Source organism: Paenibacillus sp. FSL L8-0502, assembly GCF_038593055.1.
Classification (GTDB): Bacteria; Bacillota; Bacilli; order Paenibacillales; family Paenibacillaceae; genus Paenibacillus; species Paenibacillus polymyxa_D.
In genome coordinates, this window is sequence record NZ_CP151958.1 from 422,501 (window position 1) to 436,224 (window position 13,724).

Below are 13,724 nucleotides of genomic sequence, written 5' to 3' on the forward strand. Positions count from 1 at the left end.
CGCCCGTCACACCACGAGAGTTTACAACACCCGAAGTCGGTGGGGTAACCCGCAAGGGAGCCAGCCGCCGAAGGTGGGGTAGATGATTGGGGTGAAGTCGTAACAAGGTAGCCGTATCGGAAGGTGCGGCTGGATCACCTCCTTTCTATGGAGAATCGTTTCCTGCGATGGAAACATTCAAATATGAAGCGTAAGCTTCAAAAACTACTCACTCGTTGCTCAGTTTTGAGAGCTCAAACTCTCAAAAAAAGCTGGTTGTTTACAGCTTTGCACCTTGAAAACTGGATACCGAAACGAAATTGCGTTTTAGAATATTCCTTTAAGCTGATCTTGTGTAAACAAGTGAAATAAAGGTAGCTGCCTTGAATTTCATTCACACGTAAGTGTTGAACCGAAATTCAAAGCAAATCGTATTTACGATGTAAATACTAGGTTAAGCTACAAAGAGCACACGGAGGATGCCTAGGCGCCAGGAGCCGACGAAGGACGTGGCGAACAACGATAAGGCCTCGGGGAGCTGTAAGCAAGCTTTGATCCGGGGATGTCCGAATGGGGAAACCCGGCTGTCTTCATCGACAGTCACTACTCACTGAATTCATAGGTGAGTGAGAGGCAGACCAGGGGAACTGAAACATCTAAGTACCCTGAGGAAGAGAAAACAATAGTGATTCCGTCAGTAGCGGCGAGCGAACGCGGATTAGCCCAAACCAAGGAGCTTGCTCCTTGGGGTTGTGGGACGTCTCATATGGAGTTACAAAGGAACCGGTTAGATGAAGAGGTCTGGAAAGGCCCGCCAGAGAAGGTAAAAGCCCTGTAGTTCAAAACTTGTTCCCTCCGAGACGGATCCCGAGTAGTGCGGGGCACGTGAAACCCCGTATGAATCCGGCAGGACCATCTGCCAAGGCTAAATACTCCCTGGCGACCGATAGTGAAGCAGTACCGTGAGGGAAAGGTGAAAAGCACCCCGGAAGGGGAGTGAAATAGATCCTGAAACCGTGTGCTTACAAGAAGTCAGAGCCCGATCTATGGGTGATGGCGTGCCTTTTGTAGAATGAACCGGCGAGTTACGTTCCCGTGCAAGGTTAAGGTGAAGAGCTGAAGCCGCAGCGAAAGCGAGTCTGAATAGGGCGACTTGAGTACGTGGACGTAGACCCGAAACCGGGTGATCTACCCCTGTCCAGGGTGAAGGTGCGGTAACACGCACTGGAGGCCCGAACCCACGCATGTTGAAAAATGCGGGGATGAGGTGGGGGTAGCGGAGAAATTCCAATCGAACCCGGAGATAGCTGGTTCTCCCCGAAATAGCTTTAGGGCTAGCCTCGGAAAGAAGAATCGTGGAGGTAGAGCACTGATTGGGTGCGGGGCCCGCAAGGGTTACCAAGCTCAGTCAAACTCCGAATGCCATAGATTTAGTTCCGGGAGTCAGACAGTGAGTGCTAAGATCCATTGTCGAAAGGGAAACAGCCCAGACCATCAGCTAAGGTCCCCAAGTGTGTGTTAAGTGGGAAAGGATGTGGAGTTGCACAGACAACCAGGATGTTGGCTTAGAAGCAGCCACCATTGAAAGAGTGCGTAATAGCTCACTGGTCGAGTGACTCTGCGCCGAAAATGTAACGGGGCTAAACACACCACCGAAGCTATGGCTTGATGCTTTGCATCAGGGGTAGGGGAGCGTTGAATGCGGGTTGAAGGTGTACCGTAAGGAGCGCTGGACTGCATTCAAGTGAGAATGCCGGTATGAGTAACGAAAAGATCTGTGAGAATCAGATCCGCCGAAAGCCTAAGGGTTCCTGAGGAAGGTTCGTCCGCTCAGGGTAAGTCGGGACCTAAGGCGAGGCCGATAGGCGTAGTCGAAGGACAACAGGTCGAAATTCCTGTACCACCGTAATCCGTTATGAGCGATGGGGTGACGCAGTAGGGTAGTGACGCGGACTGATGGATGTCCGTCTAAGCAGTGAGGCTGGTGTGTAGGCAAATCCGCACATCGTAAGGCTGGGCTGTGATGGGGAGCGAAAATTGTAGTAGCGAAGGTCATGATCTCAGACTGCCAAGAAAAGCCTCTAGCCAGGAGAAGGTGCCCGTACCGCAAACCGACACAGGTAGGCGAGAAGAGAATTCTAAGGCGCGCGGAAGAACTCTCGTTAAGGAACTCGGCAAAATGACCCCGTAACTTCGGGAGAAGGGGTGCCTCGGTAGGGTGAATAGCCCGAGGGGGCCGCAGTGAAAAGGCCCAAGCGACTGTTTAGCAAAAACACAGGTCTGTGCGAAGCCGCAAGGCGAAGTATACGGGCTGACGCCTGCCCGGTGCTGGAAGGTTAAGGGGAGTGGTAAGCCCTTCGGGGCGAAGCTATGAACCGAAGCCCCAGTAAACGGCGGCCGTAACTATAACGGTCCTAAGGTAGCGAAATTCCTTGTCAGGTAAATTCTGACCCGCACGAATGGCGTAACGACTTGGGCGCTGTCTCAACGAGAGATCCGGTGAAATTTTAATACCTGTGAAGATGCAGGTTACCCGCGACAAGACGGAAAGACCCCATGGAGCTTTACTGCAGCTTGATATTGAATTTGGGTACGATCTGTACAGGATAGGTGGGAGCCGTAGAACTTTGAGCGCCAGCTTGAAGGGAGGCATCCTTGGGATACCACCCTGATCGTATCTAGGTTCTAACTTGGTACCGTAAACCGGTGCGAGGACAGTGTCAGGTGGGCAGTTTGACTGGGGCGGTCGCCTCCTAAAGAGTAACGGAGGCGCCCCAAGGTTCCCTCAGAATGGTTGGAAATCATTCGAAGAGTGCAAAGGCAGAAGGGAGCTTGACTGCGAGACCTACAAGTCGAGCAGGGACGAAAGTCGGGCTTAGTGATCCGGTGGTACCGCATGGAAGGGCCATCGCTCAACGGATAAAAGCTACCCTGGGGATAACAGGCTTATCTCCCCCAAGAGTCCACATCGACGGGGAGGTTTGGCACCTCGATGTCGGCTCATCGCATCCTGGGGCTGAAGTAGGTCCCAAGGGTTGGGCTGTTCGCCCATTAAAGCGGTACGCGAGCTGGGTTCAGAACGTCGTGAGACAGTTCGGTCCCTATCTGTCGTGGGCGTAGGAAATTTGAGAGGAGCTGTCCTTAGTACGAGAGGACCGGGATGGACGTACCGCTGGTGTACCAGTTGTTCCGCCAGGAGCACCGCTGGGTAGCTATGTACGGAAGGGATAAGCGCTGAAAGCATCTAAGCGTGAAGCCCCCCTCAAGATGAGATTTCCCAGTATGTAAGACCCCTTGAAGACGACGAGGTAGATAGGTTGGGGGTGGAAGTGCAGTAATGCATGGAGCTGACCAATACTAATCGGTCGAGGGCTTATCCTAAAGAATAAAACGCAAATAAGTTTCGGATCCAGTTTTCAGGGTGTAACCTTGAAGGTATGTACAAGTGACATACAACAAATGCATGGCTATTCGTTCACACGATATGTCGTGAAGCGAATAACCGTACGATAGAATTTGCGTAGCAAATTCATGTTTGGTGGCGATAGCGGAGGGGTTCCACACGTACCCATCCCGAACACGACCGTTAAGCCCTCCAGCGCCGATGGTACTTGGACCGCAGGGTCCTGGGAGAGTAGGACGTCGCCAAGCACGATAAAAAGAGCACAGCCCGTTAAGGCTGTGCTCTTTTTCCTATAACCGATTTATTTATCATTCACCTGAAAGATCACCATTATGGATTCGGTCAAAAGTTTTATGGTATCTTGGTTGTCCTTTATATAGTGGTGCCTAGTCAGCATTTTTAACTGAGGACAGTATTAACTGGGGCAGTTAATCTATTTCAACCTGTTCTGTCTGAAGGACACTCAAGGCTTGAAGTTTACGGGTAATTTCTTTTTGCCACTTGGTATCTCCGACTTGTACGGCAAGATTGAGAAGGTCCAAATAATCATCAATATGCAGGGAGGTTTTACTGAAAGTTTCTTTCACTGCGGTCCTGCCTCCTTTAAAGTCTATGTGTATTTATCATTTAATAATGATAATCATTATCAAATGATGATCTTATTCATATTATGCCTGTGTTCTAGATAAATTGCAAGTTATGATATGAATGAATTTTGAAGCACGCAAATGAGGGCTTGAAAAAACAAACCCTTCTCCTTAAGTTCACGCATTGTTCACGTCTTTTCTATGGAACATAATGAAAAGAACAAGCGGGCATTGAGTGTCCACCAATAAGGAGGGCAAATTGCGCAATGCTTCAACAAGAGGAGGAAAAAGACCATGAGCAGAACAAAAATGAAAGCGTTTGCTATTATGATGGCGAGCGCCTTGGCATTGACGCTGGCAGCTTGTAATAACGGACAAAGCGCAAGTCCGGGAAATTCAGGAGAACCGAGCAAAGGCACCGCAACGAAAGATGTTACGATTACCTTTCAGAACATCAATCCTGATCCGAGCACCCCTTCGTACAAAATGATTAAGCAAATTGTAGGTCAATACGAGCAGGATCATCCTCATGTCAAAATTGAATTGGATTCGCTAAATACAGATCAACAAAAGCTTAAGCTGAAAACACAGGCAGCGGCGAAGGAAGTGCCTGATATCACGATTGTAAACCCTGCTGCACAGATGAAGCCATTCGTAGATGCCGGGCTGCTAGCTCCATTAAACGATGTGGCTGATAAAGAGGGGTTAAAAGATACGTTCCAGAATGGACTTCTTAATTACTATAGCTTCGATGATAAGCTCTACGCTTTTCCGGACGGCAACAATATAGAAGTGGTGTTTTACAATAAGGAACTGTTCAAGCAGGCGGGAATCCAGAAGTTGCCGACCACCTTTGACGAGCTGATTACGACGGTCAAAACGCTGAAGGCGAAGGGAATTACTCCGATTGCCATTGGGGAAAAGGATTCATGGACGGGGTCCCTCCTTTTTATGAACATTTTGTTGCGTACGAATGAAGGACCGAATTTTCTCAATGATGTACTGGACGGCAAAAAGACGTTTAACGACCCGGCTTTTGTGGAAGCGGTGGATGCATTTCAGGAATTGGTGCAGGCAGGAGCTTTCCCGGATGGAGCTACGTCTATTGACTACAATGCAGGTGGTAATATTTTTAAAACAGGAAAAGCCGCGATGTATATCATGGGTACGTGGGAAACGGGGTCAATTGATGCTTCTTCGGTAGCGGGTAAGGTAGGAGCGTTTCAATTCCCTACGGTGAATGGCAAGGGTGATGTGAATGAGTACGTAATTGCGCCGGGCAGCGCATTTGCGGTATCTGCGAACAGTGAACATTTACAGGAGACGAAGGATTTTCTGCATTATTTTATTAAGGAGATGCCCAAAATTCAGTTTGATCTGAAAAATGCGATTGGCAGTGGTCAGAAAATGAAAGGGGACCTGAAGGAAGCGGGCTACTCCGAGTTAGCAATTAGTCTTAATGAGCTGTTCAAGAATGTAAAAGGGGGCGATCTCGCCTTTGATAATACGATGAATCCGGCTATTGCGCAGGCGCATCTGAGTAGCATTCAAAACCTGTTCGTACAAAAAGAAGACTCCGCACAAGTTGCCAAGGAACATCAAAACACTTTTGAAGCGAATAAATAAGTGAGGATTTTACAAAAATCCAGTAAGCGACTTCCGATGAACAGTATTATAGATCGAAATGGCCTAGTTCATCTAGATATTGCACTTTGGAATGACTGGAATGGAATTTTGCAAAATCCCGAAGTAGCAGGCACTAGGGAGGGGGCGGAATGCTTCTTCCCTGATCGGAAATCATGTAGGTTGTACATCCTCAGAAGATGTTCAGAATCAACATAAAGGAGATTAGAGCATGAATGTACTGAAGGTGCCAGCACGTACCATTGCCGTTTTCGTGCTACCCTGCCTGTTGCTGTATACCTGTATGGTATTTGTTCCGATTCTGGTGTCGGTGTATTGCGGATTGCTGGATTGGAACGGAATCGCCAAGGCAAAGTTTGTGGGGGTGGCTAATTTTGAGCGGATTTTCACATCAGATTCAGTGTTCTGGCCATCCGTGAAACGGACTATGATGTTCGCTGTGTTTTCCATGCTGGAAATTCCGTTTTGTCTGCTGCTGGCGATCTTGCTTAATCGCTATGTGCGTAAGGCCAATACGCTGGTAACGATGTATTTTCTGCCGGTTATTCTGTCGGTGGTCATTATCGGGCAGCTGTGGAAGACGATCTATAATCCAGCCTCGATGGGTGGAATGCTGAACGGTATTTTGCTGGCGATTGGGCTGGAAAGCTGGACACGCTCATGGCTGACGGAACCGCAGATCGCGATGTACGCCCTCTATTTTGTATCGTTATGGCAGTATTTTGGCTATCATTTGCTTATCCAGTTTACCGGGGTACAAAATATACCGAATGAGCTGTACGAAGCAGCCAAAATTGATGGAGCTGAAGGATTCAAAGCAGACCGCTATATTACGCTGCCGCTCATTGTACCTATTTTCAAGATATCAATTGTATTAGCATTTATCGGCTCCCTGCAATCGTTTGATTTGATTTGGGTGATGACGGGGGGAGGACCAGCCCATGCGACGGATACAGTATCTACGTATATGTACAATATGTCCTTTTTATCGATGAAATACGGATATGGCAGTGCATTGGCTTCAATTCTCGTAGTGATTTGCTTGTCATTTACAATTGTGATAAATTTTGTTTTCAAACGAATCGAAAATAAGGTAAGCTAAAGGAGATGGAACTGTTGAATGTCTTGAAGAAAACGGGAGTCTTTTCCTTATTGGCAATCTTAATGGTCACGCAGCTGTATCCACTCTTTTGGCTTCTGACCTATTCGTTGAAGACAAATGAAGAGATATTGAGCTCAAGCTTCTTTGCACTCCCTCAAGTGCCTCAGTGGCACAACTATCAGGAAGCCTATGAATCAGGGAGCTACTTGCGTTATTTAGGAAACAGTGTGCTGGTAACCGGGGTTACGATGATTTTCGTCATTTTATTAAGCTCGATGACTGCTTATGCGATTACACGTTTTCGTTGGCGCTTCGGGGCTGTTGTGCTGACCATGTTTCTGATCGGGATGATGATCCCGATGCAAGCTACACTACTGCCGCTGATGGTGATGTTTAAAAATGTCCATATTCTGAATACGTATTTCTCATTGATTTTACCCTACATTGCTTTTCAGACACCGATTGCGGTCTTCATCCTATCCGGCTTTATGCGGTCCATTCCCCACGAAATTGAAGAGTCCGCTTACATTGACGGAGCGAGCATTTATCGTATTTTCCGCAGTGTAATCTTACCCATCTCGATTCCGCCTACCATGACGGTATGTATTTTAACTTTCATTAATATCTGGAATGAATACATTATGGCTGCCACCTTTATCTCGTCCGAGAAGCTCAAAACTCTCCCTTTCGGCGTATATACGTTCGTCAGCCAGTATTCTGTGAACTACGGTAATATTGGCGCTTTTCTAGTCATGGGTGCCTTACCGGTCATTATTATTTATTTTGTTCTGTCCGAAAATATCACCAAGGGCATGGTTGCGGGAGCGGTTAAAGGATAGGCGGCCGATGCGAAAGGAGCGCAGAGAGGTATGATGCGCCGTTTTCAATCCATTCAATACCGCTTGTTTGTTCTATTCCTATTAAGCATGTCGGGCATTGTGCTGGCGGTCAGTCTATTATTTTACAACCGTACTACGGTGCAGTTCCATGATAAGGTCAGCGAGCTGGCGCGTAAAAATGTATCCCAGACGGCAGGACTGTTCGAATTGCTGCTCGGCAGCTATAATAGTCTCTCCAAATCAATCAGCAACAATATGGATTTGGTTCGTCTGTTGACGACGGATAGTAGTGATTTACCTGCTGTCAATTACATCAACGAACGTACGATTACGAATATTCTGGGGGCTATCTATTATTCGCGTGAAGATCTGATTGGCATCCATGTCATCACAGACACAGGCAAGGTATATAACTATGGCAATTATATGAATGTCATTGATACTCATTACGAACAGACGGAATGGTATAAGGAAATTCGAAAGTCGGCGGGAAAAATTGCATGGCTGGGCGTGTATCCTCACTCTGTCATTGATCAGGTGGAAACCAGACCCGTATTTGCGTTTGGACGGCAGCTCTATGATTTGGATGAGCACAAGCCGATTGGTATTGTCTTGTTTGAGGCTGAGCCGGGTTCTGTTTTGTCGGCTCTCCACAATTTGCGGTTAGGTACCAATAGTCAGGTATATCTGCTGGGTCATGAAAATCGAATTGTGTCGGCCACTTCCCCTGATCCGCCACCGGATTTGCGAAATCTAGAGCAGCAGGTGCCAGAGGGGGAAGTTATTGTAAATCGAAGTAATGAGAATGTTGTAATCGCTTCCAAGTTGCCGTTTGCCGACTGGTCTGTGATTAGTGTGACACCTAGTGAGGATCTGAACGTGGAGCTGGTGCAAAATCAAAGGTACCTATTTATCGTGGCACCTATACTTATTATTGTGTCGGCGTTAATTGCGTCCATCGTCTCCAGAAGCATTTCCCTTCCGCTCAAGCGAGTCATTCGGGAGATGAAGCGAGTAGAGACAGGGAATTTCCGCCATACGGTAAACACCAAATCCTATGAAGAAATCAATCAGTTAGCTACTTCCTTTAACCATATGGTAAGACGAATTGCAGAGCTAATCGAGCTGGTGCGTATATCATCGGTCAGTGAAAAAAATGCGGAGCTACACGCGCTACAGACGCAGGTCAATCCACATTTTCTGTATAATACGCTGGATATGATCTATTGGATGCTGGACGAAGAGGGACAGGATCAGCTCGGAGAGGTGATTCTCTCCTTATCCCATATGTTCCGTTACAGTAGCCATTGGGAAGAGGGGGCTGATGTAAGCCTTCGTGAAGAAGTGGAGCAGGTTGGCCACTATCTCACCATTATTCAAGCTCGGCTGGAGGGCAGGGTATCTGTAGACATTAGCATTAATGAACGATGGATGGATATCCGCTTGCCAAAAATGACCTTACAGCCCTTGATTGAAAATGCGGTGAAGCACGGACTGGAGCCTCTTCATGCGAATACAGGTGGCAAGCTGCTCGTCAGAGCGGAGGAATATGAGGGTGTATTGAGCCTGCACATCATCGACAACGGTGCAGGGATGGAGTACGAACGATGGGAGGTGGTCCAGGTCGCTTTGGCAGAACCCGGCAAACAGGCGGGCAGCGGGCAGGCGGGAGGCATCGGCCTGCAAAACCTAAATTTACGGCTACGGCACATGTTCGGAGAAGAGTACGGCCTACGGATCTCTAGCGCACCTGGGGCCGGAACAACAGCCACTGTAAGTGTGCCTCTGCCACAGAAGGAGGAGAAACATGAATATTCTGATAGCTGACGATGAAAGTATGATACGGCAGGGGATTCGGCGTACCATTGGCCAAGCTCTACCCACCTGCGGCATTCATCTCGCTGCTTCCACCGAGGAAGCAGCAGGCATTCTGGCGGAGCATCCTGTAGATATTGTATTAACTGATATCCTGATGCCTGGCATGGATGGTCTGGAATTCATGCGTATTTCTAAGCGAAAGCATCCTCATCTGCAGTGGGTTGTCATTTCGGCCCATTCCGACTTCCATTATGCACAAAGAGCAGTAAAGCTGGGTGCCAAAGACTACCTGTTAAAGCCGATTGGTAAAAGAAAGCTGCTGGAATGCATTGAAATGTTGGCAGCCGAGGCGCTTGTAGCCTCGCAGCAGGCGAACGAGGGTAGGCTTCTCAAATCCAATATGGTTTATTTGCGTGAGGCCGTTTTCCAGCGCTATGCCCTTGGATTGGATACTGGTAAGCTGGATATACAGCCTTTTGTCGAAAATTATCCGGAATTCCATCTCTTCATGGTTCGCATGGAACCTGATCACAAGCAGACACATCTGGAGCATTTTATGATTGAAAATGTACTGTCCGAACTCGTTGAGGCAGGGGGCAGCGGCTTTGTCGTTAGTCTAGACCGCCATAGTCTGCTGGGTATTGCAAGGCTAAGGAGTGAGGCAGAGGCCGCACGGCTAGAGACGTTGCTCGAATCCCATTTGAAGCGTTATGTGAAGGTGCCCCTACAAATTACACGTTCGGGTGTTCATCACAATTTTGCTTCCATACCTGAAGAGGTGGCGCGGCTAAGACGTACGCCAGAGGAGATTGCAGCCGCAGCAACGGATACAGGAGAATGTCTCCGCAAAGGCATGCATACGGTAGATGTGGCGTTGCAATACATTCGGGCTCACTTTACAGAGGAGCTGTCACTTGAAAAAGTGGCCTCAATTGTATTTTTAAATCCGGTGTATTTTAGCCAGTTATTTAAGCAAAAGACGGGACAAGGCTATAAGGATTACGTCATTTCCTTGCGTATGGAGGAGGCGAAGCGGTTGCTCAGTGATCCTCATTTGCGGCTGGCTGATATTTCAGAGCGGATCGGCTATCAGGATATGCGGCATTTTACACAGGTATTCCGGCGCAAATGTGGAATGACTCCAACCGAGTATCGACATCAGGGAGTCAAGTAAGGCGATATCAACGACCGAATGAAGGAAGTTTATCCAGCATCAGACTGTTTCAGGAGTAGAGCGGTAGAGCATCTACTCGGGAACAGTCTTTTTTGTGTTTTCAGCTTGTAGCAGTTCAACCAATTTGCGAGCTGCATTGGATAAATAACGATCCTTGCGCCATACGACGGCAGGCCGTGTGAAGGGGAACGGCTCCTTAATGGAGAGTGTGCGAAATCTGTCCCCGTATTCTTGTCCCAAGCCAGCGTCTGGAATGATGGTAATTCCCATGCCTGTGGAAACGAGCGAGAGAATGGTCGATATTTCAGGACAGTCCAGTACGACACGCGGAACAAGATGGTGTTCCTGAAATTTGCGTATGACGGTTTCGTATAGTCCGTGTCCCTCTGTTCGGCGTCCCAGCAAGAGGTCATAGTTGGCAGCTTCTTGTAACGTAATTTCCCCACTGGGATGACGATCTGCCCATTCAGACGGAAGTACGGCAACAAAGGAAACGCCCTCCAACTCAATTGAATGGTACGATTTGTCATCTACCGGAAGCAGCAACAGGGCCAGATCCACTTTATTTTGGTGCAGCAGCTCTTCCAAATGATGTGTGTCTCCGTGTCCTATTTTAATGTATACCTCTGGATAATCCTGATGAAAGCGGCTGAGTTGTTCAGTAATCAGAGACATACAGGCGGATGACGTGCCTATAGCAAGTGTGCCGGTTACTTTGTTTTCAAACTCCCCAATTTCTCTACAGGTGTCCTCCATTTCAGCCAATAATCGTTTGGCGCGTGTATACAGTGTATACCCGGCCTCGGTAACCTCCCACTTCTTTCCTTCACGGTAAATCAGCTTTACGCCAAGCTCGTCCTCCATATTTTTGAGTTGTTGACTCAGTGGAGGCTGGGCCATGTTGAGCGTTCTGGCAGCCTTGGTGATTTGCCCATCCTCCACGATGACACAAAAGTAATGCAGATGCTTCATATCCATTGGGATTCCTCCTTATTTCTAAACAACGCTTCAATTAGGATACTTTTAAAGTATGTATTACATATATTATATATATTTTTCGTGTGCAGGGAACAGGCGTATAATTTTTGACAGTAATGCATGGGTGAACATAAAACGATGGAGTGGAAGGAGGGGACATATGAAAAAAATGATTGTAGGAATATCGGGAGCGACAGGGTCGATCTTTGGTATCCGTATATTGCAACAATTACGAGAGGCTGGAGTTCAAAGCCATCTGGTACTATCCCCGTGGGCTATTGCGAACATTCCCTATGAGACAGGCTATACGGTGAAGGAAGTGGAGGCAATGGCGGATGCAGTCTACTCGTATAAGGATCAGGCTGCGCGTATTTCCAGCGGCTCCTTTCGGGTAGACGGTATGGTCGTCGCTCCTTGCAGCATGAAGACTCTTGCCTCTATTCGTATCGGTATGGCGGACAACCTGCTCACCCGATCAGCGGATGTGATGCTGAAGGAGCGAAAGAAGCTACTGCTCATGACCAGGGAAACACCATTAAGCAGTATCCATCTGGAAAATATGCTGGAGCTGTCACGTATGGGCGTGATGATCCTGCCGCCGATGCCTGCCTTTTATAATCATCCTGCAAGTATCGAGGAATTGGTAGATCATATTGTTTTTCGCGTATTAGATCAGTTCGGTATCGTCACAGCCGCAGCCAAACGATGGGATGGAATGAAGCAAACTGACTCCAGACTGCACCAGAATTGAGAAATCGAAAGACGAAGGAGAATGAATGATGGCTTATAAAGACTTTCGCGATTTTCTAAACACCTTGGAAAAAGAGGGACAACTACTCACGATCAGCGACGAGGTAAAGCCGGAGCCAGACCTGGCGGCAGCTAACAAAGCATTAAGCAATCTTGGTGATAAGACACCTGCTCTCTTTTTCAATAATATCTATGGATATACGGATGCTCGTATTGCAATGAATGTGATGGGCTCCTGGCCCAATCATGCCCTTATGATGGGAATGCCAAAAAATACGCCGCTGAAGGAGCAGTTTTTTGAATTCGCCAGACGCTATGAACAATTTCCGGTGCCCGTGAAGCGGGAAGAAACCGCTCCTTTTCATGAAGTCGAGATTACAGAGGATATTAATTTGTTTGATATTTTGCCGTTGTTTCGTTTGAACCAGGGGGACGGAGGATTTTATCTGGACAAAGCGATTTTAGTTTCACGCGATCTAGATGACCCGGACACCTACGGTAAGCAAAATGTCGGCTTGTACCGGATGCAGGTGAAAGGCAAGAACCGTTTGGGCATCCAGCCTGTACCACAGCATGATATTGCGATCCATATCCGTCAGGCTGAGGAACGCGGCGAAAATCTGAAGGTGGCTATTGCCCTCGGATGTGAGCCTGTGATTACAACGGCTGCTTCTACACCGCTGCTGTACGATCAATCCGAATATGAGATGGCTGGGGCCATTCAGGGTGAGCCTTATCGTGTGGTCAAAGCGAAGGACGCAGATCTGGATCTGCCTTGGGGAGCCGAGGTCATTTTGGAGGGCGAAGTGTTGGCAGGTGAACGTGAGTATGAAGGTCCATTCGGTGAATTCACAGGTCACTATTCCGGCGGTCGCGCGATGCCAGTCATCCAGATTAATCGTGTATATCACCGCAAACAGCCTATCTTTGAGCATCTGTACATCGGGATGCCTTGGACGGAAACGGATTATATGATCGGTGTGAATACAAGTGTACCGTTGTTTCAGCAGCTTAAGGATGCTTTTCCTAATGAAATCGTAGCCGTTAATGCTATGTATACGCATGGGCTGGTTGCTATTATTTCCACGAAAACCCGGTATGGCGGCTTTGCGAAGGCTGTGGGAATGCGTGCGTTAACGACTCCGCATGGATTGGGGTATTGCAAGCTGGTGATTGTGGTGGACGAGGGGGTCGATCCGTTCAATCTGCCGCAAGTCATGTGGGCTTTATCCACCAAGCTTCATCCAAAGCATGATGCTGTCATTGTTCCTGGCTTGTCTATTTTACCGCTTGACCCCGGCTCTGATCCGGCAGGTATGACGCACAAAATGATACTGGATGCGACGACACCTGTAGCACCGGATATTAGAGGCCATTACTCGCAGCCGCTCGATTCCCCGCTGGGTGTAGCGGAATGGGAGAAAAAGTTGAGCCAAATGCTTCGCTAAAT

9 protein-coding genes and 3 rRNA genes (1 of these 12 cut by a window edge) are annotated in these 13,724 nt (G+C 48.0%); 10 read left to right on the plus strand and 2 right to left on the minus strand.

The window, feature by feature from the left end; all coding sequences use genetic code 11:
- The 3 genes from NSQ57_RS01900 to rrf all read left to right on the plus strand — a co-directional run.
- A 16S ribosomal RNA gene (locus NSQ57_RS01900) occupies positions 1-145 on the plus strand; it begins 1,411 nt to the left of the window's first position.
- A 286-nt stretch (positions 146-431) separates the two neighbouring features.
- Positions 432-3,360: ribosomal RNA gene (locus NSQ57_RS01905) — 23S ribosomal RNA — on the plus strand.
- 153 nt (positions 3,361-3,513) lie between these two features.
- Positions 3,514-3,630 (plus strand): 5S ribosomal RNA (rrf, locus tag NSQ57_RS01910).
- Together the 16S, 23S and 5S rRNA genes form the textbook arrangement of a ribosomal RNA operon.
- Before the next feature lie 180 nt (positions 3,631-3,810).
- Here rrf and NSQ57_RS01915 read toward each other — a convergent pair.
- Positions 3,811-3,969 carry a hypothetical protein gene (locus NSQ57_RS01915; RefSeq protein ID WP_165147892.1) on the minus strand — a complete coding sequence of 53 codons (159 nt, stop codon included), beginning with the start codon at positions 3,967-3,969 and terminating at the stop codon, positions 3,811-3,813.
- Positions 3,970-4,263: 294 nt separating this feature from the next.
- On the opposite strand from NSQ57_RS01915, the gene NSQ57_RS01920 reads away from it, so the two are divergent.
- The 5 genes from NSQ57_RS01920 (at position 4,264) to NSQ57_RS01940 (ending at position 10,546) form a co-directional block, all read left to right on the plus strand.
- Entirely contained in the window at positions 4,264-5,595 is a 1,332-nt protein-coding gene (locus tag NSQ57_RS01920; protein ID WP_029514650.1) for an extracellular solute-binding protein, read from the plus strand.
- A gap of 229 nt (positions 5,596-5,824) precedes the next feature.
- Entirely contained in the window at positions 5,825-6,715 is an 891-nt protein-coding gene (locus NSQ57_RS01925; protein ID WP_342425562.1) for a sugar ABC transporter permease, read from the plus strand.
- 14 nt (positions 6,716-6,729) lie between these two features.
- Positions 6,730-7,554: a carbohydrate ABC transporter permease gene (locus NSQ57_RS01930; RefSeq protein ID WP_141695461.1), complete on the plus strand. Its 825-nt coding sequence runs from the start codon at positions 6,730-6,732 to the stop codon at positions 7,552-7,554.
- A 30-nt stretch (positions 7,555-7,584) separates the two neighbouring features.
- Positions 7,585-9,381 carry a sensor histidine kinase gene (locus NSQ57_RS01935; RefSeq protein ID WP_322251947.1) on the plus strand — a complete coding sequence of 599 codons (1,797 nt, stop codon included), beginning with the start codon at positions 7,585-7,587 and terminating at the stop codon, positions 9,379-9,381.
- Positions 9,362-10,546, plus strand: a complete 1,185-nt coding sequence (locus NSQ57_RS01940; protein WP_029514654.1) for a response regulator — start codon at positions 9,362-9,364, stop codon at positions 10,544-10,546. Before NSQ57_RS01935 ends, NSQ57_RS01940 begins: the two co-directional genes overlap by 20 nt.
- Before the next feature lie 72 nt (positions 10,547-10,618).
- On the opposite strand, the gene NSQ57_RS01945 is transcribed toward NSQ57_RS01940, so the two are convergent.
- Positions 10,619-11,524 (minus strand): LysR family transcriptional regulator, encoded by a 906-nt coding sequence (locus NSQ57_RS01945; RefSeq protein WP_029514655.1) that lies wholly within the window; start codon positions 11,522-11,524, stop codon positions 10,619-10,621.
- 160 nt (positions 11,525-11,684) lie between these two features.
- Between NSQ57_RS01945 and NSQ57_RS01950 the strand changes: the two genes are divergently transcribed.
- Both NSQ57_RS01950 and NSQ57_RS01955 read left to right on the plus strand, forming a co-directional pair.
- Positions 11,685-12,275 (plus strand): flavin prenyltransferase UbiX, encoded by a 591-nt coding sequence (locus tag NSQ57_RS01950; RefSeq protein WP_069010725.1) that lies wholly within the window; start codon positions 11,685-11,687, stop codon positions 12,273-12,275.
- A 28-nt stretch (positions 12,276-12,303) separates the two neighbouring features.
- Positions 12,304-13,722 (plus strand): non-oxidative hydroxyarylic acid decarboxylases subunit C, encoded by a 1,419-nt coding sequence (locus tag NSQ57_RS01955; protein WP_029514657.1) that lies wholly within the window; start codon positions 12,304-12,306, stop codon positions 13,720-13,722.
- Positions 13,723-13,724 lie beyond the last annotated feature (2 nt).